29 protein-coding genes are annotated in these 24,817 nt (G+C 70.7%); 12 read left to right on the top strand and 17 right to left on the bottom strand.

What is annotated here, in order from left to right; genetic code table 11:
- The first annotated feature begins 49 nt into the window (after positions 1 to 49).
- Positions 50 to 1,687: an L-glutamate gamma-semialdehyde dehydrogenase gene (gene pruA / locus DMH01_RS09475; RefSeq protein WP_125675169.1), complete on the top strand. Its 1,638-nt coding sequence runs from the start codon at positions 50 to 52 to the stop codon at positions 1,685 to 1,687.
- Between the two features lie 18 nt (positions 1,688 to 1,705).
- Positions 1,706 to 2,635, top strand: a complete 930-nt coding sequence (locus tag DMH01_RS09470; RefSeq protein WP_125675167.1) for a proline dehydrogenase family protein — start codon at positions 1,706 to 1,708, stop codon at positions 2,633 to 2,635.
- Positions 2,636 to 2,722: 87 nt separating this feature from the next.
- Here DMH01_RS09470 and DMH01_RS09465 read toward each other — a convergent pair whose 3' ends face one another.
- Positions 2,723 to 3,082: a co-chaperone YbbN gene (locus DMH01_RS09465; RefSeq protein WP_034318139.1), complete on the bottom strand. Its 360-nt coding sequence runs from the start codon at positions 3,080 to 3,082 to the stop codon at positions 2,723 to 2,725.
- A gap of 90 nt (positions 3,083 to 3,172) precedes the next feature.
- On the opposite strand from DMH01_RS09465, the gene DMH01_RS09460 reads away from it, so the two are divergent.
- Complete coding sequence (locus DMH01_RS09460; protein ID WP_044850450.1) at positions 3,173 to 3,415, top strand: DUF2630 family protein; 243 nt, start codon at positions 3,173 to 3,175, stop codon at positions 3,413 to 3,415.
- A gap of 239 nt (positions 3,416 to 3,654) precedes the next feature.
- Here DMH01_RS09460 and DMH01_RS09455 read toward each other — a convergent pair whose 3' ends face one another.
- The 10 genes from DMH01_RS09455 to DMH01_RS09410 all read right to left on the bottom strand — a co-directional run bounded on the left by DMH01_RS09455 (position 3,655) and on the right by DMH01_RS09410 (position 10,472).
- Positions 3,655 to 5,211 carry an alpha/beta hydrolase gene (locus tag DMH01_RS09455; RefSeq protein ID WP_199745417.1) on the bottom strand — a complete coding sequence of 519 codons (1,557 nt, stop codon included), beginning with the start codon at positions 5,209 to 5,211 and terminating at the stop codon, positions 3,655 to 3,657.
- 71 nt (positions 5,212 to 5,282) lie between these two features.
- The gene (locus DMH01_RS09450; protein WP_125675163.1) at positions 5,283 to 6,362 is read right to left on the bottom strand and encodes an ATP-dependent DNA ligase; all 1,080 of its coding nucleotides are present in this window, start codon (positions 6,360 to 6,362) and stop codon (positions 5,283 to 5,285) included.
- Between the two features lie 28 nt (positions 6,363 to 6,390).
- On the bottom strand, positions 6,391 to 6,978 hold the full coding sequence (gene amaP / locus DMH01_RS09445; RefSeq protein WP_125675161.1) for an alkaline shock response membrane anchor protein AmaP: 588 nt from the start codon (positions 6,976 to 6,978) through the stop codon (positions 6,391 to 6,393).
- The gene (locus tag DMH01_RS09440; RefSeq protein ID WP_125675159.1) at positions 6,975 to 7,511 is read right to left on the bottom strand and encodes a DUF6286 domain-containing protein; all 537 of its coding nucleotides are present in this window, start codon (positions 7,509 to 7,511) and stop codon (positions 6,975 to 6,977) included. The genes amaP and DMH01_RS09440 overlap by 4 nt, the downstream gene beginning before the upstream one ends.
- Before the next feature lie 14 nt (positions 7,512 to 7,525).
- Positions 7,526 to 7,882: an Asp23/Gls24 family envelope stress response protein gene (locus DMH01_RS09435; RefSeq protein ID WP_125675158.1), complete on the bottom strand. Its 357-nt coding sequence runs from the start codon at positions 7,880 to 7,882 to the stop codon at positions 7,526 to 7,528.
- A complete protein-coding gene (locus DMH01_RS09430; protein WP_005157087.1) occupies positions 7,879 to 8,055 on the bottom strand; it encodes a hypothetical protein in 177 nt (58 codons plus the stop codon). Before DMH01_RS09430 ends, DMH01_RS09435 begins: the two co-directional genes overlap by 4 nt.
- Positions 8,055 to 8,504 (bottom strand): Asp23/Gls24 family envelope stress response protein, encoded by a 450-nt coding sequence (locus tag DMH01_RS09425; protein WP_125675157.1) that lies wholly within the window; start codon positions 8,502 to 8,504, stop codon positions 8,055 to 8,057. Before DMH01_RS09425 ends, DMH01_RS09430 begins: the two co-directional genes overlap by 1 nt.
- A 242-nt stretch (positions 8,505 to 8,746) precedes the next feature.
- Positions 8,747 to 9,172: a hypothetical protein gene (locus DMH01_RS09420; RefSeq protein WP_034318149.1), complete on the bottom strand. Its 426-nt coding sequence runs from the start codon at positions 9,170 to 9,172 to the stop codon at positions 8,747 to 8,749.
- Complete coding sequence (locus DMH01_RS09415; protein ID WP_125675156.1) at positions 9,172 to 9,729, bottom strand: RNA polymerase sigma factor; 558 nt, start codon at positions 9,727 to 9,729, stop codon at positions 9,172 to 9,174. Before DMH01_RS09415 ends, DMH01_RS09420 begins: the two co-directional genes overlap by 1 nt.
- Positions 9,726 to 10,472 (bottom strand): pyrimidine reductase family protein, encoded by a 747-nt coding sequence (locus DMH01_RS09410; RefSeq protein WP_125675155.1) that lies wholly within the window; start codon positions 10,470 to 10,472, stop codon positions 9,726 to 9,728. The genes DMH01_RS09415 and DMH01_RS09410 overlap by 4 nt, the downstream gene beginning before the upstream one ends.
- A 98-nt stretch (positions 10,473 to 10,570) precedes the next feature.
- Between DMH01_RS09410 and zapE the strand changes: the two genes are divergently transcribed.
- Positions 10,571 to 11,605 (top strand): cell division protein ZapE, encoded by a 1,035-nt coding sequence (zapE, locus tag DMH01_RS09405; protein ID WP_125675154.1) that lies wholly within the window; start codon positions 10,571 to 10,573, stop codon positions 11,603 to 11,605.
- On the opposite strand, the gene DMH01_RS09400 is transcribed toward zapE, so the two are convergent.
- Complete coding sequence (locus DMH01_RS09400; protein ID WP_125675153.1) at positions 11,559 to 12,167, bottom strand: phosphatase PAP2 family protein; 609 nt, start codon at positions 12,165 to 12,167, stop codon at positions 11,559 to 11,561. The two genes, zapE and DMH01_RS09400, sit on opposite strands and share 47 nt — an antisense overlap.
- Positions 12,168 to 12,237: 70 nt before the next feature.
- Between DMH01_RS09400 and DMH01_RS09395 the strand changes: the two genes are divergently transcribed.
- Positions 12,238 to 13,113 carry an FAD-dependent oxidoreductase gene (locus DMH01_RS09395; protein ID WP_125675152.1) on the top strand — a complete coding sequence of 292 codons (876 nt, stop codon included), beginning with the start codon at positions 12,238 to 12,240 and terminating at the stop codon, positions 13,111 to 13,113.
- Between the two features lie 33 nt (positions 13,114 to 13,146).
- On the opposite strand, the gene DMH01_RS09390 is transcribed toward DMH01_RS09395, so the two are convergent.
- Complete coding sequence (locus DMH01_RS09390; RefSeq protein WP_125675151.1) at positions 13,147 to 14,508, bottom strand: DUF2252 domain-containing protein; 1,362 nt, start codon at positions 14,506 to 14,508, stop codon at positions 13,147 to 13,149.
- Positions 14,509 to 14,539: 31 nt separating this feature from the next.
- Positions 14,540 to 15,742, bottom strand: coding sequence for an ornithine--oxo-acid transaminase (gene rocD / locus DMH01_RS09385; protein ID WP_125675150.1), 1,203 nt, complete (start codon positions 15,740 to 15,742; stop codon positions 14,540 to 14,542).
- Between the two features lie 156 nt (positions 15,743 to 15,898).
- Here rocD and DMH01_RS09380 point away from each other — a divergent pair, with 156 nt between their 5' ends.
- From DMH01_RS09380 to DMH01_RS09370, 3 genes are read left to right on the top strand one after another with little or no spacing between them, the layout of a single operon-like run.
- On the top strand, positions 15,899 to 16,753 hold the full coding sequence (locus DMH01_RS09380; protein WP_125675149.1) for a PPK2 family polyphosphate kinase: 855 nt from the start codon (positions 15,899 to 15,901) through the stop codon (positions 16,751 to 16,753).
- A 20-nt stretch (positions 16,754 to 16,773) separates the two neighbouring features.
- Positions 16,774 to 18,888 carry a prolyl oligopeptidase family serine peptidase gene (locus DMH01_RS09375; RefSeq protein ID WP_125675147.1) on the top strand — a complete coding sequence of 705 codons (2,115 nt, stop codon included), beginning with the start codon at positions 16,774 to 16,776 and terminating at the stop codon, positions 18,886 to 18,888.
- Positions 18,885 to 19,835 carry an LLM class F420-dependent oxidoreductase gene (locus DMH01_RS09370; RefSeq protein WP_125675144.1) on the top strand — a complete coding sequence of 317 codons (951 nt, stop codon included), beginning with the start codon at positions 18,885 to 18,887 and terminating at the stop codon, positions 19,833 to 19,835. The genes DMH01_RS09375 and DMH01_RS09370 overlap by 4 nt, the downstream gene beginning before the upstream one ends.
- A 51-nt stretch (positions 19,836 to 19,886) precedes the next feature.
- Here DMH01_RS09370 and DMH01_RS09365 read toward each other — a convergent pair whose 3' ends face one another.
- Positions 19,887 to 20,963 (bottom strand): NAD(P)/FAD-dependent oxidoreductase, encoded by a 1,077-nt coding sequence (locus DMH01_RS09365; RefSeq protein ID WP_125675142.1) that lies wholly within the window; start codon positions 20,961 to 20,963, stop codon positions 19,887 to 19,889.
- A gap of 86 nt (positions 20,964 to 21,049) precedes the next feature.
- Between DMH01_RS09365 and DMH01_RS09360 the strand changes: the two genes are divergently transcribed.
- Complete coding sequence (locus DMH01_RS09360) at positions 21,050 to 21,475, top strand: MarR family winged helix-turn-helix transcriptional regulator (protein WP_125675140.1); 426 nt, start codon at positions 21,050 to 21,052, stop codon at positions 21,473 to 21,475.
- A gap of 1 nt (position 21,476) precedes the next feature.
- Here DMH01_RS09360 and crcB (DMH01_RS09355) read toward each other — a convergent pair whose 3' ends face one another.
- Positions 21,477 to 21,851, bottom strand: coding sequence for a fluoride efflux transporter CrcB (crcB, locus tag DMH01_RS09355; protein ID WP_125675138.1), 375 nt, complete (start codon positions 21,849 to 21,851; stop codon positions 21,477 to 21,479).
- Complete coding sequence (crcB, locus tag DMH01_RS09350) at positions 21,848 to 22,258, bottom strand: fluoride efflux transporter CrcB (protein ID WP_125675136.1); 411 nt, start codon at positions 22,256 to 22,258, stop codon at positions 21,848 to 21,850. Before crcB (DMH01_RS09350) ends, crcB (DMH01_RS09355) begins: the two co-directional genes overlap by 4 nt.
- 172 nt (positions 22,259 to 22,430) lie before the next feature.
- Here crcB (DMH01_RS09350) and DMH01_RS43525 point away from each other — a divergent pair, with 172 nt between their 5' ends.
- The 3 genes from DMH01_RS43525 (at position 22,431) to DMH01_RS09340 (ending at position 24,777) form a co-directional block, all read left to right on the top strand.
- A complete protein-coding gene (locus DMH01_RS43525) occupies positions 22,431 to 22,562 on the top strand; it encodes a hypothetical protein (protein ID WP_255431246.1) in 132 nt (43 codons plus the stop codon).
- The gene (locus tag DMH01_RS09345) at positions 22,563 to 23,744 is read left to right on the top strand and encodes a cupin domain-containing protein (protein WP_125675134.1); all 1,182 of its coding nucleotides are present in this window, start codon (positions 22,563 to 22,565) and stop codon (positions 23,742 to 23,744) included.
- 85 nt (positions 23,745 to 23,829) lie between these two features.
- The gene (locus DMH01_RS09340; RefSeq protein WP_125675132.1) at positions 23,830 to 24,777 is read left to right on the top strand and encodes a sucrase ferredoxin; all 948 of its coding nucleotides are present in this window, start codon (positions 23,830 to 23,832) and stop codon (positions 24,775 to 24,777) included.
- Positions 24,778 to 24,817 lie beyond the last annotated feature (40 nt).

Genomic DNA, 24,817 nt, shown 5'->3' with positions numbered 1-24,817 from the left:
CCGTTCGGGATGAGACCTCTACCCGGCGAAGTGCAGTCAGGAGCAGTCAGTGGACGCCGTGACCCAGACCCCCGCCCCGAAGAACGAGCCGGTGCTGAACTACGCACCGGGCAGCGCTGAGCGCGCTGAACTCGAGGGCGCGCTCAAGTTGCTGGGCAACGCCGACCCCATCGACATCACCGCGACGATCGGCGGTGAGCAGCGCAAGGGCGGCGGCGAGAAGATCGAGGTCGTCCAGCCGCACAACCACAAGGCCGTGCTGGGCGTCATCCACAGCGCGACCGCGCAGGACACCCATGACGCGATCGCCGCGGCCAAGGCCGCCGCCCCCGGCTGGCGCGCGCTGTCCTTCGACGACCGCGCCGCGATCATCCTGCGCGCCGCCGACCTGCTGGCCGGCCCGTGGCGCGCCAAGCTGAACGCCGCCACCATGCTCGGCCAGTCGAAGACCGCCTTCCAGGCCGAGATCGACTCCGCCTGCGAGCTGATCGACTTCTGGCGGTTCAACGTCGCCTTCGGCCGTCAGATCCTCGCCGAGCAGCCGATCAGCTCGCCCGGTATCTGGAACCGGATGGAGCACCGCCCGCTCGAGGGCTTCGTGTACGCCATCACCCCGTTCAACTTCACCGCGATCTCCGGCAACCTGCCGACCGCGCCCGCGCTGATGGGCAACGTCGTGCTGTGGAAGCCGTCGCCGACGCAGAGCTACGCCGCGCACATGCTGATGCGGCTGCTCGAAGAGGCGGGTATGCCGCCGGGCGTCATCAACCTGCTTCCGGGTGACGGCAAGGCCGTCTCCGAGGTCGCGCTGACCCACCGCGACCTGGCCGGGATCCACTTCACCGGTTCCACCGCGACCTTCCAGCACCTGTGGGCCACCGTCGGCGCCAACATCTCCGGCTACCGCACGTACCCGCGCCTGGTCGGCGAGACCGGCGGCAAGGACTTCGTGCTCGCGCACGCCTCCGCCGACGTCGACATCCTGCGCACCGCGCTGATCCGCGGCGCCTTCGAGTACCAGGGCCAGAAGTGCTCGGCCGCGTCCCGCGCCTACGTCCCGCGTTCGCTCTGGGCGAGCCTGAAGGACGAGCTGGTCTCCGAGACCGAGGCCATCACCTACGGCGACGTCACCGACCTGGACAACTTCGGCGGCGCCGTGATCGACCGCCGTGCCTTCGACAAGCACGCCGCCGTACTGAAGAGCGCCGCCGAGGACCCCGAGATCGACGTCATCGCCGGTGGCACCGCCGATGACAGCGTCGGCTACTTCGTGCGCCCGACGATCCTGGTGTCGGACAACCCGAACCACGAGATCTTCCGCACCGAGTACTTCGGGCCGATCCTCGCGCTGCACGTCTACGACGACAGCACCGACGAGGGCTTCGACAACGTGCTGAAGCTGGTCGACGAGACCGCCGACTACGCGCTCACCGGCGCGGTCATCGCGAACGACCGCACGGCCGTCGCGAAGGCGTCCGAGGCGCTGCGCTTCGCCGCCGGCAACTTCTACGTCAACGACAAGCCGACCGGCGCGGTCGTCGGCCAGCAGCCCTTCGGCGGTGCCCGCGCTTCCGGCACCAACGACAAGGCCGGTTCGGTGTTCAACCTGCTCCGCTGGACGAGCCCGCGCTCGGTCAAGGAGACCTTCGTTCCGCCCACCAGCGTCCGCTACCCCCACCAGGGCTGAGTTCTCCAGGAGTCCGTGATGTTGCGTGCCCCGTTGCTCGCCGCCGCTCGATCCCAGCGGATGCGCAAGCTGGTCGAGGTCGTCCCCGCCACCCGATCGGTGGTGGGCCGGTTCGTCGCCGGTTCGAAGACGCCCGACGCCGCCAGGGTGGTCCGTGAACTGGCCGACGACGGCCTCCGGGTCACCCTCGACCACCTCGGCGAGGACACCACCGACGCCGAGCAGGCCGCGACGACCGTCCGCGCCTACGAGGAACTGCTGACCGCGCTCGCGGCCGACGGCCTCGCGTTCGGCGCGGACGTCTCGGTGAAGCTCTCCGCGGTCGGCCAGTTCCTGCCTGTCGAAGGCGAGAAGGTCGCGCTGGAGAACGCCCGCAAGATCTGCGCGGCGGCCGAAGCGGTCGGCGCCACGGTGACCCTCGACATGGAGGACCACACCACCACGGATTCGACGCTGGGCATCCTCAAGGAGCTGCGCACCGAATACCCGTGGGTCGGTGCGGTGCTGCAGGCCTACCTGCGGCGCACCGAGCAGGACTGCCGCGACCTGGCGGCGGAAGGCTCCCGCGTCCGGCTGTGCAAGGGCGCGTACGCCGAACCCGAGCAGGTCGCGTTCCAGGACAAGTCCGAAGTGGACAGGTCCTATGTGCGCTGCCTGAAGATCCTCATGCAGGGCAAGGGTTATCCGATGGTCGCCTCGCACGACCCGCGGATGATCGCGATCGCCGAGAAGCTCGCGGCCGACGCGGGCCGCAAGGCGGACGACCACGAATTCCAGATGCTGTACGGGATCCGTCCCGAGGAGCAGCGCCGGATCGCGGGCGACGGCAAGACGATGCGCGTCTACGTCCCCTACGGCGACGAATGGTACGGCTATTTCATGCGCAGGCTGGCGGAACGCCCGGCGAACCTGGCGTTCTTCCTGCGCGGACTCGCCACCCGGGGCTGACCCGGCCCCGGGCGGCACTGGTCCGCTGATAGACAAAGGGGCCCTTCCCGGCGAAACCCGCCGGGAAGGGCCCCTTCTCCATGCTCGTCAGGCCTCCTTGGCCGCCTCTTCCTTGAGCTTGTCCATGTCGATGTCGCGCGCCTGCTGGATGAGGTCTTCCAGCGTCTTTTCCGGGAGCGCGCCCGGCTGCGCGTAGATGACCGTCTTGTCACGGATCACCGCGAGGGTGGGGATCGAACGCACGTCGAAGGCCGCGGCCAGTTGCTGCTCGGCCTCGGTGTCGACGCTCGCGAAGACGATGTCGTCGTGGTTGCCCGACACCTTCTCGTAGGTCGGTGCGAACTGGCGGCAGGGCATGCACCAGTCCGCCCAGAAGTCGATGATCACGAAGTCGTTCTCCGACACGACCTGATCGAAGTTGGCGGCGGTCAGCTCCACAGTGCTCATGTCCGGCACAACGAATCGGGCGGTACGCGCATTCCCGCGAGTGCGCGTAGCGTCTCGGATGGAGCAACCCTCGTTTCGCAGGAGGCGCAGATGGCCGACGGTGACATCCTCAGCCGGATCGACGAGCTGGTCAGCGAGGAGCACGAACTCCGTTCGCGGGCGATCGGCACCGGGCTGAGCTCGGACGACCGGTCCCGGCTCGCGAGTGTGGAACAGCAGCTGGACCAGTGCTGGGACCTGCTGCGGCAGCGGCGGGCGCGGGTGGAGTTCGACGAGGACCCGGACCAGGCTTCGGCGCGGCCGATCTCCGAGGTGGAGTCTTACCGGCAGTAGCGGTTTCGGTCCCGGCCCGACGCCTTGCGCGCGTGCAATGAAGGGGCCTTTCATAGCAAATTTTGCGATGAAAGCGTCCTTCATCGCACGCGCGGGCACGGGCGCGGGCAGGGCGCCGGGGACGGTGGCGTGGGGTTGCGAAAGCCACTTTCGCAACCTTCAACGTTGCGAAAGTGGCTTTCGCAACGCGCCATGGCGCGGGAGTGGCTGGATGCCGTGGAGCGGCGATCCGGAGCGGCTCAGGCCGGGCAGAGGGTCCCGTCGACCGGGATCTTCCCGTCGATCAGGAAGGCTCGCGTCGCGTCCGCGACACACGGCGAGAGGCTCAGCGCGCCGTGCCCGGCGCCCTGCCAGGTGATCGTCACCGCGCTCGGCATCTGGTCGGCCGCCCGGCCGGTGCCCTGCTCCGGCGTGACCGGGTCGGTCGCGGTCCCCGCGACGAGCATCGGCGGGGCGCCCGGCGCTCCCGCGGGCGGAAGCGGTTCCCGGCGCACGGGCCACGGGCTGCACCAGGCCAGCTGCTGCGCGGCGAAGACACCGAACTGGGGGTACTTGTCGCGCAGGGTCGTGTTCGCGCGCGTGAGTTCCTCGGCCGAGAGCCGGGTCGCGCTGTCGTTGCATTTGGTCGCGAGCGTGCCGTCCAGCCGCGACGGCCGCGCCTTGGTGTCCTTCAGCACCGGCTCGGCGAACGCGGCCAGCGGGGTGACGTCGCCGGTCTGCGCGGTCTTGAGCGCCTCGGCGAGTTCCACCCAGCGCGAGCGCTGCGCGAGCCCGGAGTAGATGGCGTACAGCGCGATACCCGGGGTGATCTCCTCGCCGTCGGTGGTCGTCGCCGACGCCGACCGGAGCCGGTCCGCGACGGCGGACACGGCCGAGCGGGCGTCGCCGAGCGGGCAGCCCCTCGCTATGCAGTCGGCGCCGAACGCGTCGAGGGTCGCCTGCGCGCTCGCGGCGACGGATTCCTGGGTGGCGGCCGCGTCGGGGGCGGGGTCGGGCAGCCCGTCGAGCATGACCCGGCCGACCTGCGCCGGGAACCGCACGGCGTATTCGGCGAGGACCTTCGAACCGTCGCCGCGGCCCAGCGCGTGCAGCTTCTCCAGCCCCAGTTGCTCCCGGAGCTCTTCGAGGTCGCCCGCCGCCCGCCAGCTGTCCATCGCGACCTGCGAGTCGTCCAGTTCGATGGCGCACTGCTGCCCCGCCCGGCGCGCCGCGTCGACGACGCTTTCGAGGTCGGCGGCGGCCGGATCGGCGCCGAGCAGATCGGTGCGGATCTCCGCCGGGATGCACTGCACCGGCATGGACGTCCCCGTCCCGCGCCGGTCCACGCCGATCAGCGAGAATTTCTGCAGGAACTCGGGCGGCAGCGTCGCGGCCAGCCGCGCGGCGTACAGCGACCCCGGCTCACCGTCGACGTCGTTGACCACGACGAGCGGGATCGGCCCGCCCCCGGTCTTGACCACCGAAAGCCGCGAGAGCCCGCGACCGGGCAGGTCCGGTGCGTCGAGGGTGGTGGGCACCCTGGCACAGGAGAACTTCAGCGTGTCCGGCACGGACGGCTGCCCCAGCCGCTGCCGGGTCGCTTCGTCGCAGTCCTCCCATTTGATCGACGGCGACCGCGGCTCGGCGAGCGGCGGCAGCGGGACCTGCTGGGCCGTCGTCTGACCGCCGGGATCCGGTTTGCCGTCGTTGTCGATCACCGCCGGCCGCACCGACGGTCCGGCCGTGCAGCCCGCGAGCACGGCCGTCACCACGGTGGTCGTCAGGAACAGCCGTGGCGTGCGGCGGGCGGTGCTCACGGGCTGGTCCTCACTTCCAAGACATGACAAAGCTCGGGACAGAGCTTCGCAGGTCGGATGTCAGGACACGGTTAGCGGGTGCGTTTCACCTCGCCGCGGAACACCGCGTCCAGGTCGTAGCGGGCGATCTCCTCGAGCTGGGCATAGGTGCAGGAGGACGGCTCGCGGTCGGGGCGCCAGCGTTTGAACTGCGCGGTGTGCCGGAACCGCGACGGATATCCGGCCTCCGTGTGCTCGTAGCCGACCTCGACCACCTTTTCCAGCTTCAGCGGCACCCACGGGGCTTCCTTGGCCTTCCACCGGGTGATCCCGCCGGGGATCCGCTGGTTCTCGCGCACGTTGTCACCCAGCCAGGGGTGATCGGCCCCGTCGGTGATCAGCGGCGCCAGCTCCTCGGCCAGCTCACGCCGCCGGGTGACCGGGAACGACCCGACGACGCCGGGGTGGTGCAGCACGCCGTCCTCGTCGTAGAGCCCGAGCAGGAACGAGCCGACCAGCTCGCCCGGTTCGCCGTCGACGTGCCAGCGCAGCCCGGCGAGCACGCAGTCGGCGGTGCGCGAGTGCTTGTACTTCAGCAGCACGCGTTTGCCGGGCGTGTACGGCTCGTCGAGCGGTTTGCCGATGACGCCGTCGAGCCCCGCGCCCTCGAACAGTTCGAACCAGTGCCGCGCGATCGCCGGATCCGAAGTGGCCGGAGTCAGGTGGATGCCGTCGGAGGCCAGTTTCTCCAGCCGCTCCCGCCGCTTCGACGTCGGTTCGTCCAGAAAGGACTCGTCGCCCAGCGCCAGCAGGTCGAACGCGACGAACTCCGCCGGGGTCTGCTCCGCCAAGAGCTTGATGCGGCTTTCGGCGGGGTGGACCCGGTCGGTGAGCGCGTCGAAGTCCAGCTTCCCGTTCCTGGCGACCACCAGTTCGCCGTCCAGCACGATCCGCTCGGGCAGTGCCGCCTTCAAGCGCTCGACGACCTCGGGGAAGTACCGGTTGAGCGGCTTCTCCGAGCGCGACTGCAAGGTCAGCTCGTCGCCGTCGCGGAACACCAGGCAGCGGTATCCGTCCCATTTCGGCTCGAACAGCAGGCCACCGGAATCGGGGATCGCCTTCGCCGGTTTGGCGAGCATCGGTTTGACCGGCGGAGTCAGGGGAAGCGACATGACGGCCATTCTTGCCGCACCGAGCCGGTCAGCGCACCCGCTGCGGTGCTGCCGTGTCCAGTTCGATCCGGACGGCCGTCGGCAGGACGTCCACCCCGAGCGACTCCCGCGCGCGGGCCAGCACCGTGCTGTCGAGCTGCTCCCAGACCCGTTTCAGGTCGGTGCCCTCGACGAGCCAGAGCGTGATCCGCAGCGCCGGGTTCTCCTTGTCGCCGACCGCGCGGACCCGGGCGCGCCCGACCCCGTCGACCGTCTCCGCGTCGGCGCGGACGGCCTCGGAGATGGCCGAGGCGGTCACCACGAGGTCGTCGTCGAGTTCGAGGTCCGGACGGCCCTCCGGGCGCAGCGACCGGAAGAACCACCACAGTCCCAGCCACAGCAGGAGCACGCCGAGCACGATCGCGCCGATCCGGGAGGCGAGCGCGTGCCGGGACAGCCAGTCGAGGGCGATCGGGTCGACGAGCGGCCTGCCGGCGCGGTGCGTGCCGAGCCAGCCCGCGCCGACCACGAGCGCCGCCACTCCGCCGAGCAGCGCGACGAGTCCGATGAGGACGGTCAGGGTCCGTTCCGTGCCGGTGGACCGGCCGAGTGCCTTGGCGGAGACCGAACGGGTCATCGGCGGTCCTTCGGGGAGTCGACGACGACCGACACCTTCGGCCGCCGCACCAACGGGACGTCTTCGAGCAGACCGGAGACCGTCTCCAGCAGCCGCGGGCGCAGCTCGCCTTCGGTTTCCAGCCTGCTCGTCGCGCGGACACGGATCTTCTTGGCGGTGGCCGTGACCTTCGCGCCCGCGACGTTGTCCTGCGCGCGCACGGTCACGCCGACCAGCCTCGCCAGGGACCGCGGCGACGTGGTCACGCTGACCTCGTTCGCCGGATCGGTCAGCCGGATGGCGCGCCGCCCGGCCGAGGCCGCCGCCAGGATCAGCAGCAGCCCCACGAGGGCGACGGCGATCGCGAGATACCGGACCATGGAGGCGTTCCAGGCCTGTTCCGCGAGCCTGTCCCGCCAGTCGTCCCACGGGACGAACAGCGGTCCCCGCCCCGGCCGCCACCAGCCCCAGCCGACCTCCAGTGCCAGCAGGACTCCGGCGGCGGCCAGCGCCAGCCCGATCAGGGCCGACAGCAGGCGGACGATCAAACGCATACCGGTTGCTCCTTCTAGCGGACGCGGGGCGCGATGTCGGGCAGCAGCGCGGAAACCGTCACCGAGATGTCCCGGACCTGGTACGAGGTGATCCGCTCGACCTCCTCGGTGACCCTGGCGCGCAGGTCGCCGACGATCCGCCGCACCGGCGCCGGATAGTTCAGCGCCACGTCGAGCACGAGGTCGACGTCGTTGCCCTCACCGCCGACCTTCGCGCTCGCGCCGTGTGTGCCCAGCCCGAGCCCGGCGATCCGCCGCTCGGCGCGCGTGGTCCCGTCGACCTGGTCCGCGGCGTGCTGCGCGATCTTGCGGACCACGGACGGCGCGATGGTGAGGGTGCCGCGATCCTCCGGTTCGGGCGGGACGGTCATTTGTCGCGGCCCCGGCCGAACAGGTCGCCGAGGTCGAGTTCGCCGTCGAGCACGCGGCCGAGGACGAGGCCGATGACGCCGACGGCCAGCGTCACCAGGAACGCGGTGAAGCCCTGGGTCGCGGCGAGGCCGAGGATGAGGCCGGCGAGCAGGCCGGTCTGGGTCCCGTTCATCACTCGACCCGCGAGGTCTCGGTCTCGCCGCCGTTCTCGTCAGGCAGGTGGATGTCGTTGACCGCGATGTTGACCTCGATCACCTCGAGGCCGGTGATCTGCTCGACCTGGCCGATCACGTTGCGGCGCACCGCGCGCGCGACGTCGACGATGCGGGCGCCGTACTCGACGACCACGTCGAGGTCGATGGCCGCCTGCTTCTCGCCGACCTCGACCGAGACACCCGACGTGGTGACCGTGCCGGAACCGGGGATGCGCTCGCGGATCGCGCCGAAGGCCCGGGACACCCCGCCGCCCAGCGCGTGGATGCCGGTCACCTCGCGGGTGGCGAGACCCGCCACCTTCTGCACCACCACCGACGAGATCGTGGTCTTGCCGGCGGCTCCTTCCTCGTTGAGGGACGCCCCCGCCACGGGGGTGTCGGGCTTGCTCGCGCTCGGCTGCGCCATGAAGTTCGCTCCTTCTCGGCCGGTGCCGCGCGACCTGCGCGCGCGGCGGTCCCTACGCTCTCACCGACCAGGACACGCGCGCATGCCGAGCCGTCACGCGATGTCCCCCGGATGGGGTAATCAGTTCCGGGATCGGTCCGGATGGCCGGGCAAGGTCGCGTCCCAGGCGGGGAGGTGAAGGGGACTTTCCCCACATCGCATGCGGGGAAAGTCCCCTTCACACCGCGAGACCCTGTCGCAGATCAGTCCGGATGCACGTCGACGACGTGGACGTTGACCGCGGGCGGGGCGGAGCCGAGCTGACCGGTCAGGGCCGCGCTGACCCGGTGACGCAGCAGGTCCGCGACGGCCGCTTCGACGCCGAACCGGATCGTCACCAGCACCTGGAGCACGTCCTCTTCGAGCGCGACGGCCGCGACGTGGACCCCGCCGAGTTCGCGGCCGATCTCGGCGGCGAGGTTCCTGGTCATCAGCACCAGCGCCCGTTCCGACACCTGGGTCTTGCCGCCCGAAGAGGGCAGGTCGAGCGGGGCGGTGGTGTGCCTGCCGCGGACGCCGCCGACCGAGCGGAGCACCCGTTCGACGAGTCCCGGCGGTGTCGGCACCGGACGGCTCGCGGCGGCGCGCACCTGCTGCCACCGGGGGTCGTCGCGCGGATCCTCGCTCATCACCGTTCCCCGGGTCGGAAGTTGTCGCCGAGTTTGGCCAGCAGCGCCACCCTCGCGCGGTGCAGCCGGGCACGCAGGGCGGGCACGCTGACTTCGAGCACCTCGGCCACCTCGTCGTAGGTCAACCCTTCGAATTCTCGCAGAATCAGCGGGATCCGCTGGCCGACGTCCAGTTCGGCGATCGCGCGCAGCACCCTGCCGACCTGCTCGGCGCTCACCACATGACCCTCCGGACCAGGCACGACGCCCGCGTCGCCCTCGTCGAGCGGCACGGTCGGTTTCCGCCGCCGGACCACGCCGAGCGCGCCGTTCGTCGTCACCCGGTAGAGCCAGGTCGACACCGCGGATTCGAACCGGAAGCCGGGCAGCGCCCGCCACGCGGAGAGCCAGGCCTCCTGGACGACGTCCTCGGCCTCGGACGAGCTGCCGGTGATCCGCAGCGCCACCCGGTACATCCTGGCCGTGTGCCGCCGGACCAAGGTGTCGAACGCACCGTGGTCCCCGGCGGCGGCCCTGGCCACCAGTTCCTCGTCCGGAACCGGCGCGGCCTCGCTCACCCGCCCTCCCGTCGGCGGTAGCGCAGCATGGTGAAGCCGTCCTCGACGAGCACGGACGCGAGATCCATCCGCCGCGGTTCCGGGGCCGGACGGCCTCGGGCGATCCGGCTTTCGCCCGCTCCCGCCAGCAGCGGGGCGACCGTGAGGCACAGCTGGTCGACGAGGTCGGCGGCGATCAGGTCGGCGAACAGCGCCGGTCCGCCCTCGCAGTCGACACGCCGCAGGCCGCGTTCGCCCAGCAGCGCGAGCGCGCGGTGGAGGTCGACGTCGGCGGTCCCCGCGACGAGCACGTCGGCACCCGCGCGCTCCAACGCGGCGCGCGGCGCCTGCTCGGTGGTGATGACGATCGGCGGGACCTTGGTGTCGGTGAACAACGGGCCTTCGGGGTCGAGATCACCGGAACGGGTCACCACCGCGATCGGCGGAACCTCGGACAGGCCGAGCGCGACCCGGCGGGCGGCGCGTTCGGGACTGACGCGCGCGCCGCGGTAGCCCTCGGCGCGCGCCGTGCCGGCACCGACCAGGATCACGTCGGAGAGCAGCCGTCCCAGCAGGAAGATCCGCTTGTCTGCGGGGTGGGACAGCCCTTCGGACAGCTCGTCGACCGCCGCCGCGCCATCCGCGGAGCTGACGAAGTTGACCTGGACCCACGGACGGTTCAGGTCTTGCGGATACCCGTAGAGCCGTTCGAGGTCGGCGTCGGAGACGGGCTCCGCCGGTGTCGTTGGCCACAAAAGCTGCACACCGACATCCCAGCACGCGCCCGGCGGCACCGCTGAGCGGGGGATACGCCCGGTCAGGGAGGGTGAACCCGCCACGCCGGTGCCGTTACTCTCGGCGAATGCCCGCCCGCCTGATCGATCGCCGTCCGGAGCTGTCCGCCGACGAGCTGATCACCGCGCTCGTCCCGCCGCCGAGGTTCGACGCGGTCCGGTTCTCCACGTACGTGCCCAACCCGGACGAGCCGAGCCAGGCCGAGGCCGTCGTCACCTGTGGCTCGTTCGCGAAGCGCGTGGCGGAAGCCTCGCAGCGGAAGCCGAAGTCGAAGCTGCGCGCGTTCTTCGGCGGCGGGGACGAGGCGCCGTCCGGGCCGATGGGGCTCTATCTCGACGGCGGTTTCGGCGTCGGCAAGACCCACCTGCTCGCCTCGACCTGGCACGAGACGCCGTCGCCCAAGGCGTACGGGACGTTCGTGGAGCTGACCCACCTCGTCGGCGCGCTGGGGTTCGCCGAGGCGGTGCGGCGGCTGTCCGAACACCGGTTCCTGGCGATCGACGAGTTCGAACTCGACGACCCGGGTGACACCATGCTCGTCACCCGGCTGCTGCAGGAGCTGATCTCGGCGGGGGTGTTCGTGGCGGCGACGTCCAACACACTGCCGGACAAACTCGGCGAGGGCCGGTTCGCCGCGGCGGACTTCCTGCGCGAGATCCAGTCGTTGTCCGCCCGCTTCGGCGTCTGCCGCGTCGACGGCCCGGACTACCGCCACCGCGGCCTGCCGGACGCGCCGCCGCCCGCGAGCCCCGAGGAGCTGGAAGCCTCCGCCGCCGCGCATCCCGAGTCCACTGTGGACGATTTCGACGCGTTGTGCGAACACCTGGGCGGCCTGCATCCTTCGCGCTACGGCCGGCTTCTCGAGGGCGTGACCCGGGTGCACCTCCGCGACATCCATCCGGTGCCGGATCAGAACGTCGGGCTGCGGCTGGTCGCCTTCGCCGACCGGCTCTACGACCGCGCGATCCCGCTGGTGGTCTCGGGCGAGCCGGTGCCGGAGCTGTTCACCGAGGAGATGGTGAACGGCGGCTACCGCAAGAAGTACCTGCGCGCCGTCAGCCGTCTGACGGCACTGGCGCGCGACGCCGTGCAGCCCAGCTGAGCAGCATCCACGTCGCGCACACGGTCGCGACGGCGAACAGCGTGCCGCCCACGACGTCGGTCAGATAGTGGTAGCCGAGGCCGATCATGCCGATCGTGACTCCGCAGAGCACCACGGCGCCCACCGTCGAGATGACCGCCGTCGCGACGCCGGGGCGGGCGAGCAGGACGAGCACCGTCAGCACCGCGACCAGCGCGACGGTGTGCCCGCTCGGGTAGGCGAGGTAGGTGTACTTCCAGCGACCGAAGAGCGGTTTGAGCACCCAGGTGTTCGCGAGGATCGCGATGAGCGGGCCGACGATGATCAGCGCCGCTTCGAGCCTGCGCCGTCCGATCAGGCAGAGGACGGCGGCGAGGACCGCGACCGGGATCAGGATGTAGGCCTCGGTCGGCAGCACCAGCAGCTCGAGAAGGCCGGTGTCGCGGCCGAAGGTGCGCTCCACCCACCTGACGGCGAACTCGTCGGGCACGGAAGGGCCCTCGCCGGAGACCAGCAAACCGAGGACGACCATGATCGCGGCGCAGGTCACCGCGACCGGCCCGTACGGCCCTCTTCCGCTCATCCGGCGAGATTACGTGACGGGTGATCAGTCACCATGCAGGGACGGCTCGCGAGGACGAAGGGGGCTTTCGATGCGGATCAGTGTGGTCGGTGGCGGCGTGATCGGGCTCAGTTGCGCGCACCGGCTGGCCGGGGCCGGGCACGACGTCACGGTGGTGACGGACGCCGGGCCGGGGGAGACCACGTCGGCGGTCGCCGGTGGCGTGCTCTTCCCGCCCCTGGCGGCGAACTCCGACCGGGTCGACCGCTGGACCGCGACGAGCGTCGAGGAGTACCGCGGCCTCGGCGCGCCGGGGGTCCGCATGGTCCGGGGAACGTACCTCGTCCCGCGCGAGACGCCGCTGCCTTCGTGGGCGTTGTCGATGCCCGACCTCGACCACGAACCCGGACGGCTCACCTTCACGACCGCGCTGGTCGACACCCCGGTGTACCTCACCTGGCTCGCCGGCCAGGTCGCCGCGCTGGGAGTGCGCACCGAGCACCGCACGGTCTCGCGGCTGGACGACCTCGACGCGGACCTCGTGGTGAACGCCGCCGGGCTCGGCGGCGGGCGGCTCGCGGGGGACGGCACCTTGGTGCCGGTCGGCGGCCAGGTCGTCCACCTCGCCGACCCGGGGCTGACCGAATGGATCGTCGACGGGGCCACGCCGGTGCTGCGGCACGTGATCCCGCACGGACGGCACGTGGTCTGCGGCGGCACGCAGGAACCCGGGCGCGACTCGGTCGAACCGGACCCCGGGGTGACCGCCGACATCGTGCGGCGGTGCCGGGAACTCGTGCCCGCGCTGGCCGACGCGCCCGTGCTGGGGGCGAAGGTGGGCCTGCGGCCGTTCCGGCCCGAGGTGCGGCTGGACCGGGACGGCCGGGTCGTGCACTGCTACGGGCACGGGGGCGCGGGGATCACGGTGGCTTGGGGCTGCGCGGACGACGTCCTGGCCCTGGTGTGACGACCCCGCATTCAGTCCTCTAAATGCGGGTCGTCAGAGGGCGGCGAAGGCGGCGAAGTCCGCTTCGGTCTGATCCGCGTAGCGCACCGCGTAGGCCCCGATGGCCTCGTCGAGGTCTTCGTCGTCCTCGAAGTAGCCCGCCAGCATCCGCGGATGCAGAGACCGCGCGTGCGCCCGCGCGAGCAACGCGCCCGCCAGACGGCCGTAGTCGTCGAGGTGGTCTTTCTTCAGCTCCGCCGGGTCGATGTCGCCCTTGAGGTTCCGGAACTGCCGCACGATGTACGGCACGCCGTCGATGGTCGTCCAGCCGAGCAGGATGTCCGTCTCGGCCTGCACGAGCCGCGCGCCCTCGACGATCCGCCGCCCCTCGTGCTCCGGGGCGGGCAGGCCGAGGAACGGCGCGAGCGCCGACGGGATGGCCTGTTTCACTTGCAGGACAAGGTCTTCGCCGGAGTTCCCGTGCAGCAGCGCCACGTAGCTGCGCAGCCCGACGCTGCCGGTGCCGACCACCCGGAAGGCCACATCGGACACCCGGTACCGCGAGATCAGCGTCCGCCGCGACTCGCGCAGCGTGTCCACATAGGACACCAGTCCGGTCACGACGGCTTCGGCGGTGGCGTCGTCCACGTGCGTGAGCACTGGCGGGTCTTCGACGAACCGGTGCCGTTCGAGGCCGGTCTCGTGGTCGTCGATGCGCCTGGTCCACTTCGCGGTGACCTTGGCGCTGGTGTTCTTCCGCGCCTTCTCGGCCGCTTCCTCGAAGTCGTCGATCAGGTCGTGCGCCTTGACCTTGCTCAGCACCGACGCGTCCGGCAGCGCGTTCCACGACCGGAGGAACGGCAGCTCCGCCAGCCCCCGGATGGTGCGCCGGTACGACTTCACCGCGTCTTCGGCGGCTTCCCGGCAGCCTGCTTCCCCGATGCCACCCTCGCGCCCGGCGAGCACGAGACTCGCCGCGAGCCGTTTGAGATCCCACTCCCACGGGCCGGGCACGGATTCGTCGAAGTCGTTGATGTCCATGACGATCTGGCCTTCGGGCGTGCCGTACAGCCCGAAGTTCGCGGCGTGCGCGTCCCCGCAGAGCTGGGCGGTCAGCCCGGACGACGGCGACCCCGCCAGGTCGGCGGCCATCAGCCCGGCGGCACCGCGGTAGAAGGTGAACGGCGACGCGAGCATGCGCTCGCGCCGCAGTTCCACCAGTTCCGGCAGGCGGCCTTCGTTCGTGCGCGCGAAGAACTCCGCCACGCTCGGCCGTCCCTCGCCCGCCGCCGCGTGGTCGTGCGCGGAGGAGGGCGCCTCGTCCCGCAGTGCCTTACCCCTCGCGAACCAGTCCTCCGGCGACACCGACTCGGTGCCGACCAGCGGCCGCTCCACCCACTCCCGCTCGTCTCCCATGGACAGGCAACGTACAGCCCGCCCGAAAGGTTCACCGGGTCTTGACGACCTCCGTGATCGCGTCGATACCGCGGTCGAGCTCCTCGCGGCTGATCACCAGCGGCGGCGCGATCCGCAGCGTGTGGTCGTGGGTCTCCTTGCACAGGACGCCGCGTTCGGCCAGGGCCGTGGACGCCTCGCGGCCGGTCGGCCCGCCGGGCGCGATGTCGATCCCCGCCCAGAGCCCGCGGCCGCGGACCTCGGCCAGCCCGTTGCCGACCAGTTCGCCGAGCCGCGAGTGCAGGTGGGTGCCCAGTTCCCGCGAGCGCTCCTGGAACTCCCCGGTCTTCAGCAGCCCGACCACGGCCCGCCCGATCGCGCAGGCGACCGGGTTCCCGCCGAAGGTGGAGCCGTGTTCACCCGGCCGCAGCACGCCGAGCACGTCCTTGCCGCCGACGACGGCCGACACCGGCATGATCCCGCCGCCGAGTGCCTTGCCGAGCGTGTAGACGTCGGCGCGGACGCCTTCGTGGTCGAGCGCGAGGACGGTGCCGGTGCGGGCGAGACCGGACTGGATCTCGTCGGCGATCAGCAGCACGTTGTGCTCGTCGCACAGCCGCCGGGCCTCGGCGAAGTAGCCGGCGGGCGGGACGATCACGCCGGCTTCGCCCTGCACCGGCTCCAGCAGGATCGCGGCGGTGCGCTCGGTGATGGCGTCGCGCAGCGCTTCGGCGTCGCCGTACTTGACGGTGACGAAGCCCGGGGTGAACGGGCCGAAATCGGCGCGCGCGGTCTCGTCGGTGGAGAAGGACACGATGGTCGTCGTGCGGCCGTGGAAGTTGGACCCGGCGACGACGATCTCCGCCTGCCCGTCGGGGACGCCCTTGACCCGGTACGCCCACTTCCTGGCGATCTTCACCGCCGACTCGACGGCTTCCGCGCCGGAGTTCATCGGCAGGGTCATCTCGGTGCCGGTCAGCTCGGCGAGCTCCCGGCAGAACAGCCCGAGCTGGTCGTGGTGGAAGGCGCGCGAGGTCAGCGTCACCCGGCCGAACTGCTCGATCGCGGCGGCGATGAGCCCGGGGTGGCGGTGCCCGAAGTTCAGCGCGGAGTAGCCGGAGAGGAAGTCGAGGTAGGTCTTGCCCTCGACGTCGGTGACCGAGGCTCCTTCGGCGGTGGCGATCACCACCGGGAGCGGGTGGTAGTTGTGCGTGCTCCACTGCTCGTCGAGCGCGATGAAGTCGGCGGTCGTCATGCGTTCAGGTTAGATGTCCACCCGGCTGCTTTCATCCGGGAAACGTTGCTTTGACCCGTTGTTCATTGCGTATCGACTCCTTCGGGTGGCGAAATCGTGCATCGGCGTACTTGATCACCGGAGGCGCGGCGCCCGGAGCGCGGTTATCGTCGCCGGATGGCGAAAAAGGACACCGTCTCCGTCCGGGACACGCTGAGGATCGGCAAGGGTGCCGAGCGGCACCATCCCGGTTCGTTCCCGATCGGGCCGACGAAGAAGCCCAAGGGGCTCAAAGACCTCGCCGACGCCGGAGGCAGGCTCGCCGAGCTGCAGGAGGCCCTGTACGCGGAGGGCGTCGGCGGCGGGAACCGCAGTCTCCTGCTGGTCCTGCAGGGGATGGACACCTCCGGCAAGGGCGGCACCGTCGGCCATGTCCTCGGCCTGGTCAACCCGATGGGAGTGCGGTACGCCGGGTTCAAGAAGCCGACCGCGACCGAGCGGCGTCATCACTTTCTGTGGCGGGTCCGCAAACAGCTTCCCGTGCCGGGGCAGGTCGGCGTCTTCGACCGCTCCCACTACGAGGACATCCTGGTCCCGCGCGTGCAGAAGCTGGTGCCCGCGACGGAATGGCGCAAGCGCTACGCCGAGATCAACGCGTTCGAGCAGGAGCTGACCGACGCCGGCACGACGATCGTGAAGGTCTTCCTCGACATCTCGCCGGAGGAGCAGCTGAAGCGCCTCAAGGCGAGGCTGGAGAATCCGGCGAAGTGGTGGAAGTACAACCCCGCCGACCTCGACGCGCGCGCCCAGTGGAACGACTACCAGAAGGCCTACGCCGACATCTTCGCCAAGACCTCCACGGCGGCCGCGCCCTGGTACGCCGTCCCGGCCGATCGCAAGTGGTACCGCAACTGGCTGGTCGCGCGGCTCCTGATCGAGACGATCGAGGAGATGGACCCGAAGTTCCCGCCCGCCGACTTCGATCCCGAGACGGAGATCGAGAAGCTGGAAGGCATTGGCGTACCGGCTTGAGCGTCTGAGAGAGTGCGGATGTGACCGACACCAGCCTCGAAGATCTCCCGTTCCTCCGCCGTCAGGCCCGTACTCAGCGCTTCACCCTCGGCGCGCCGAAAGAGTTCAAGGTCGCCCCGGACGGTTCCCGCATCCTGTTCCTGCGGTCCGAGTCCGGCGCCGACCCCCGGCACAGCCTGTGGTCGTTCGACGTCGCGTCGGGCGAGGAGACGAAGCTGGTCGACGCCGCCGAGCTGCTGCCCGGTGAAGAGGACCTGCCGCCGGAAGAGCGTGCCCGCCGCGAGCGCAGCCGGGAGACCGGCGGCGGCGTGGTCGGCTACGCGGTCGACGACGCCTTCACCGTCGCCGCGTTCTCGCTCTCCGGCAAGCTCCACACCCTCGACCTGGCCACCGGAGAGGTGTCGGTGCTGGTCGACGGTTCGGTCGTCGACCCGCGGCCCAGCCCGGACGGTGCCCACGTCGCCTACGTCCGCGACCGCCGCCTGCGGGTGATCGACCGGGCCACCGGTGATGACCGTCTGCTCGTAGAGGAGGCAGGTGACGACATCGCCTGGGGGCTCGCGGAGTTCATCGCGGCCGAGGAGATGGGCCGCACCCGCGGTTACTGGTGGTCGCCGGACGGGAAGAGCCTGCTGGCCGAGCGATCCGACCGGGCCGCCGTGCCGCGCTGGACGATCGCCGATCCGGCGAACCCGCAGTCGGCGGCGAACGTCGTCGCGTATCCGGCGGCGGGCACCACGAACGCGGACGTGACGCTGGCGATCCTTGGCCTCGACGGCTCCCGCGTCGACGTCGAGAAGACCGGCTGGGAGTACCTGGCCGCCGTGCACTGGTCCGCCGCGGGCAAGCCGCTGCTGTCCGTGCAGTCGCGTGACCAGCGGAAGCTGGAGATCCAGGCGGTCGACCCGTCGACCGGTGCGGTCGAGGTGCTGCACACCGAGACCGACGAGCACTGGGTCGAGCTCGCCGCGGGCGTCCCGGCGTGGACGACCGACGGCCGCCTGGTCCGCGAGAGCGCCGCCGACGGTGACCACCGGCTGGTCGTCGACGGGGTCGCCCTCACCCCGCCGGGGCTGCAGGTGCGGTCGATCCTGCACGTCGGTGACGAGGTGCTGTTCAGCGCGTCGGAGGCCGACCCGACGCAGATCCACGTCTTCCGCACGGAGGGCGGCGAGCTCCGTCGTCTGTCCACTGAGGACGGTGTGCACGTCGGCTCCGGGAACGCCTCGCTGACCGTGCTCTCGTCGTGGACCCTGGAGCGCAGCGGCCCGGTGGTGACCGTCGTGTCCGGCGAGAAGACGGTGGCACGCATCGGTTCCTTCACCGTCGACCCCGACGTCGTGCCGAACCTGACCTGGCTGACGCTGGGGGAGCGGGGCCTCCGCGCCGCGCTGGTGCTGCCGACCGGATACGAGGAGAGCGAGGGCAAGCTCCCGGTGCTGCTCGACCCGTACGGCGGCCCGCACGCCCAGCGTGTCCTGCAGACCCGCAACGCCTTCCTGACCCCGCAGTGGCTCGCGGACCAGGGCTTCGCGGTGCTGGTCGCCGACGGGCGCGGGACACCCGGACGGGGTGCGGCCTGGGAAAAGGAGATCGCCGGGAAACTCGCCGACGTCACCCTCGCCGACCAGGTCGACGCCCTGCACGCGGCGGCCGCGCTCCATCCGGAACTCGATCTGGAACGGGTCGCGATCCGCGGCTGGTCCTACGGCGGTTACCTGTCCGCGCTGGCCGTGCTGCGCCGCCCGGACGTCTTCCACGCCGGGGTCGCGGGCGCCCCGGTGACCGACTGGTCGTTGTACGACACGCACTACACCGAGCGTTACCTTGGGCTTCCGCAGGAGGAAACGGCTTCGTACGAGCACAACTCGCTGATCGCCGGCGCCGGCGACCTCTCGCGGGCACTGCTGATCGTGCACGGGCTGGCCGACGACAACGTTTTCGTCGCCCACTCGTTGCGCCTGTCGTCGGCCTTGCTGGCCAAGGGACGCGCGCACGTGTTCCTGCCGCTGGCAGGCGCGACGCATATGACGCCGCAAGCCGAAGAGGTCGCGGAGAACCTGATGCGCACGCAGGTGGACTGGATCGTGCGTGAGCTGTCCGGTGCCGCGGTCAAGAGCGAGGAGAACGCATGAAACGGTGGGGCATCACCATTCCGCTGACCGGGGTGCCGCTCGCGGCGCACGAGGAGATGGTGCGGGAGCTGCCGGATCTCGGCTACACCGACGCGTGGTCGGCCGAGACCGCGGGCCACGACGCCTTCACGCCGCTGGTGCTGGCCTCGCAGTGGGCGCCGCAGCTGCGGCTGGGCACCGCGATCGTGCCGGTGTACACCCGCGGACCCGGGCTGCTGGCGATGAGCGCGGCGACCGTCGCGGAACTGGCGCCCGGCCGGTTCGTGCTCGGCATCGGCGCGTCGTCGCCGGTGATCGTGAAGAACTGGAACGCCGCCGAGTTCGATGCCCCGTTCGCGCGTTCGCGGGACACCTTGCGGTTCCTGCGGTCGGCGCTGGCGGGGGAGAAGGTCACCGAGGAGTACGAGACCTTCGCCGTCGGCAAGTTCCGGCTGGAGCGGCCCGCCGACCCGCCGCCGTCGATCATGCTCGCCGCGCTGCGGCCGGGGATGCTGCGGCTGGCCGCGAAGGAGGCCGACGGCGCCATCACCAACTGGCTCGCCGCCTCCGACGTGCCGAAGGTGCGGGCCGAGATCGGCCCGGACACCGAACTGGCCGCGCGGATCTTCGTCTGCCCCACGGAGGACAAAGCCGCCGCGCGCGGGCTCGGCCGGATGCTCATCTCGAGCTACCTGACCGTGCCGGTGTACGCGGCGTTCCACGAATGGCTCGGCCGCGGCGACGCGCTCGCGCCGATGCACGAGGCGTGGGCCGCGGGCGACCGGCAGAAGGCGAACCAGGTCATCCCGGACGAGGTCGTCGACGACCTGATCGTCCACGGCAGCCTCGATTCCTGCCGTGAGCAGGTTCAGTCCTATGTGGACAACGGGCTGACGACGCCGATCATCGCGCTGTTGCCGACGGGGGAGGACCCGTTCGCCCAGGTGCGAGGTCTCGCTCCGCGTTAGGGACTCGTGAGTGGTAAGGACGGTTCTAACCGTCCTTACCACTCACGAGCGCTACGCCTGCCCGAACAGCTCCTCGTAGCGGGACACCATCATGTGCGACCCCTTGATCTCCGCGGTGGTCGCCGCGTCCAGGATCCCGACCTCCTCGGCGTAGGTCGCGCCACCGGAAGGCCCGAGCGGCAACGAGATCATCGGCCCGCCCGGCGTGTGCGCGCGCAGCTCGCCGCCTTCGATCAGCGCCCGGATGTTGGCCACGACGACCTCGGCGTGGTCGCCGGCCACCTTCGCCAGCTTCCCCTCCGGCAACGCGGTGATGTCGCCGAGCGCGAACACGCCGGGCTGTCCCGGTAGCCGCAGTTCGGGAGTCACCTCCACCTGCCCGTTCGCCCGCCGCGCGGCGGCCAGTTCGCCGTCGAGGTACGCGGTGTGCGGCGCGCCGCCGTAGCACTGGAACCACAGGTCGGCGGTCACCTCACCGCCGCCGGTGAGCGCCGAGGTGAACGTCTTGGCCTGCCCCGGTTCCGAGACCGGCGGCTCGGTCAGCGAGGTGCCGAGCAGGAGTTCGACGCCCAAGCCGTCCAGCTGACGGCGGATCTCCGCGCGGAAGTCCTCCGGGAATCCGGGCAGGATCTCCTTCGCCGGGTCGACGATCGTCACGGCCTTCTCCGGCCACACCGTCTTGATCTCGCCGGCCAGTTCGAGGCCCACCGGGCCCGCGCCGAGCAGCAGCACCTTCTCCGCGTCCGCGAGTTCCTCCCTGGTAGCGCGGATCTTCGCCTTCGCCGAAGCGCTGTCGTGGAAATCGATCTTCGCCGGGAACGGGTACGCCGAACCGGTCGCCAGTACGACGTAGTCCGGCGTGAGCCGTTCGCCCGACGCGAGCGTGACGCCGCCCTGGTCCACGCTCACCGCGCGGTCGCGGAGCACCCGTCCCCGCTCGAGAAGCCGGGCGTACGGGTAGAAGAGCCGATCCGTCCACTCGGGATCGACGAGTCCCCGCAACGCGGCGACGTGGTGGACGAAATCCTCGCGCGGCTCGACGAGCACGACGTCGGTGAACGAGTCCAGCTCCTTGGCGACGGTCGTGCCGCCGTATCCCCCGCCGATGACGGCCACGGTCGTGGTCATGAGTCCCCCTAGTTCGTAATACGGAATGTTGGTACTACGAACTACAGTAGTTCGTACTCCGAACGATCGTCAAGTAGACTTCGTTCATGACCACGGCCGAAGACCTCGGATTCGCGACGGCGCTGGTGCGGCTCTCGCATCTGGTGCAGCGGGCTTTCATCGACGTCGGCCGGTCCCACGACCTCACGCCGCAACAGGCTCAGCTGCTCTGCGTGCTGGCGCAGGGGGAGACGGGCGTCGGGATGACCGACCTCGGCAAGATGCTCAACCTGGAGAAGTCCAGCGTCACCGGCCTGGTGGACCGCGTGCAGCGGCGCGCGCTCGTCGAGCGGGTCGCGGATTCCGGCGATCGCCGCGCGCTGAAGATCACGCTGACCGAAGAGGGGCTCCGGCTCGCGAACGCCGCCCACGAAGGCGTCGTCGAAAAGCTGGAGGAGATGGCGGCGGACCTCCCGGCCGAGCAGCGTGAGGCGATCGCGGCCGCGGCGTGGCGGATGGCGCCCGAAGGCTGATTCAGTGCCAGACGGCGGAGGCGAGCAGGAGCCCCGTCGCCGCGGCGCCGATCCCGGCGGCCATCGTGACGCCGGCGTTCAGCGCGGCCCGAGTGCGCGTCTTCTCGGTGAAGAGGCGCAGAGTTTCGTAGCCGAAGGTCGAAAAAGTGGTGAGCCCGCCACAGAAACCGACGGCCAGCAGCGAGCGGACGCCGTCCGGCTGGCCGCCGTGCAGTGCCCAGCCGGTCAGGACGCCGAGGATCAACGAGCCCGTGATGTTGACCGTCAGCGTGCCCCACGGGAAGGCGTCGCCTCGCCACGCGCGCAGCCGAAGATCGGTCAGGAAACGGACGATCGCCCCGAAACCGCCACCGAGCGCGACGAAGAGGAGGGTCATTTCTTCACCGCACGGGTGATCTCGTGGCCGGCGTAGACGGCTACCAGCGCCGCGGCCACAGTTCCGAACGCGTAGGCCAACCCGGTGAACGGACGCCCGGTGGTCACAAGATCGAGTGTGTCCGTCGCGTAGGTCGAAAACGTCGTGTAACCGCCCAGGATCCCGACCCCGAGGAACGGCCGGAGCAACCTGTGCGGATCGGCCGCGGCGGTCAGCGACGCCATCAGGACGCCGATGAGCAGACAGCCGGAAACGTTGGTGGCAAAGGTGGAAAACGCGAACTGGCCCCGGGGATGGGGCATCGCGACGGACAGTCCGTAGCGGGCGAGGCTGCCCAGCGCGCCACCGGCGCCGACGGCCGCGAGCACGTCCCAGCGCGGGCGGGGGACGGATGCCGGATCAGCCATGGATGGCAGCTTAGAACCGCTGTCCGGGTGAACCGGCGCCACGGTGTCGAAGATCGCTCACTAGGCCGTTTTTCCCTGCTGGACAGTGAATTTTCTCGAAACGTGTCGTAGGCTGGGCGGCGCTCCAGACCGATTTTCGGTCCGTCCGCTCGTCTGAGAAAAAGGTGGCAGGATGGCACAGGAACAGTCAGGTACGCAGGCTCCCGACAGCGGTTTGCTGCTGGAGGTCGAGATGATCCCGACCGCGGTCGACCGCGGGAAGGCCAACGGCGCGGCCGCCGACAACGACGGCAACGACGGCTGAGTGCCCGAAACGCCGACGCTGGCTGACCTCGTGGCTCCGCTCGGGGTCAGCCAGTTCTTCCAAGACGTCCAGGGCGAGACCTACCGCCGTTTCGAAGGCCGCGCGGGCCGGTTCGCCGATCTGTTGCCGTGGCCGGCGCTGAACGCGATCCTCCGGCAGCACCGCCTGGAGTTCCCGCGGCTGCGCCTCGCGCTCGACGGCACCCCGGTGCCCATGGAGAGCTACACCGATCTCGTCCCCACCCGTCGCAGTGGCACCGTCCCCCGCCTGCTGGCCGCTCCGTTCACCGAGCATCTCCGCGGCGGCGCGACGATGGTGCTCGACGCCATCCAGGAACTCAGCGACCCGATCGGCGACCTCGCCAGGGGGCTCGAACACGACCTCCGCGAGAGCGTCCAGGTCAACCTGTACGCGGGCTGGGGCGTAACCCACGGTTTCGACGTGCACTGGGACGACCACGACGCGTTCATCATCCAGGTCGCCGGTCGCAAACGCTGGCGTATGCACGGTCCGACCAGGCCCGCTCCGCTGCACCGCGACGTCGAGCAGCCCGAGCGGCCCGGTGAACCGATCGACGACTTCATCCTCGAAGACGGCGACGTCCTCTACGTCCCGCGTGGGCATTGGCACGACGTCACCGCGGTGGGGGAGATGTCGCTGCACCTCACGCTCGGGTTCAGCCCGGCCACCGGGATCGACCTGGTTTCCTGGCTCGCCGACAAGCTCCGGGCGAGCACCGTGTTCCGGCAGGACCTCCCGAGGTTCGGGACGGACGAGGAGCGGGCGGCCCGTGCCGCCGCGCTGCGGGCGGAACTGGAAGCCACGCTGACCGGCGACGTCGTCGACCGGTTCCTCGCCGAACGCGACTCGGCGGCCCCGGCGCATCCGCGGGTCGGGCTGCCCTGGGCGGCGACCCCAGGCCTGCTGCCGGACGGCGACGAGACCGAGGTCCGGTTCCTCGTCCCGAGGGCGGTGCTCGAAGAAAGCGACGGCCGGGTGACCCTGCTCGCGGACGGCAAACGGTTCGTCTTCGCGGGCGCCGCGGCCCCGCTGCTGAAGGCGCTGCTCGACGGCACGCCGCAGGCGGTCAAACGACTCGCCGAGCTGTCCGAACTCGATCGGGGGACGGTGCGCGCCTTCCTCGGCGAGCTCACCACGCAGGGGCTGCTCTCGATCGGCTGAAAGTCACAGGGGACGAGAAGTGTGAAGGAGGGTCAGGCGGGGTAAGCTAAGGCATGCCTAAGGTGAAGTCCGGAGCGGTCGGCCGATGACCGCTCAGCTCTCGGACACTTCAGCGCCGCCCGCCGCGTTGCCGGGCTGCGCCACCGTCGCACGCATGCTGGGCGCGAGCCCCGCCGGCACCGCCGCGGACATGCGCTGCTGGCTGCTCATCGAGCAGCCGGGCCCCTGGCCCGCGGACGCGCTGGAGAACGTCCTCGACGAGGCCTTCCCCGCCGAGCGCCGTGAGCTGCTCGAGAGCTTGAGACGGTCCCACGGGCTCCGCCCGCTGCTGATCCGACGCCCCGGCAAACATCGTCGTGATCCGGATCGTCCCCGTTCCGTCTACGTCGGCGGAGGCGAGCCGGGGAACCGCTGGCTGGAGCGCCTGGAGATCCGCGACCTGAGCGAACTGGCCGAGCTGGACCTCGAGGCGGTCGCGGACGGCGTCGGCGGACTCGGCACGCGAGTGGACGGGCCGCTGTTCCTGGTCTGCACGCACGGCACCAAGGACATGTGCTGCGCGGTGCTCGGCAGGCCGCTGGCTTCGACGCTCGACACGAACCACCCCGGCCGGGCTTGGGAGGTCAGCCACGTCGGCGGCGACCGCTGGGCGGGCAATCTCCTGGTGGTCCCCGACGGTTTCCTGCACGGACAGCTCAACCCGGCCGAAGCGGCGCTGGTCGCCAAGTCCGCTCTGCGTGGCCAGGTCGAGCCGGAGCAGCTTCGCGGCCGGACGTCCGCCCGGACGGCGTGGGCGCAGTTCGCGGAGATCGCGCTCCGGCGGCAGCTGGACCTGCCCGGTCTCGACGACGTGCTCGCCGTCCAGGAGGAGCCGCTGCTCGAATCCGACGCGCGGCTCGTCACCGTGCGCGGTGGCCAGGACTTCTACTCGGTGACGGTGCGCCGCCGGTCGGCGACGCCGCGCGGAGAGAGCCGGTGCGCGGGGCTGATCCAGCCCGCCGGGTATGTGGCGGAAGAGATCACGAAGCTCTAGCTGCGAAGATCACCCGTGTTCGAACATCTGTTTGACACTC

Origin of the sequence: Amycolatopsis sp. WAC 04182, assembly GCF_003947465.1 — a bacterium.
Taxonomy (GTDB): domain Bacteria; phylum Actinomycetota; class Actinomycetes; order Mycobacteriales; family Pseudonocardiaceae; genus Amycolatopsis.
Note: the sequence above shows the minus strand (reverse complement) of the source record. Positions and strands in the feature narration are given on the sequence as shown.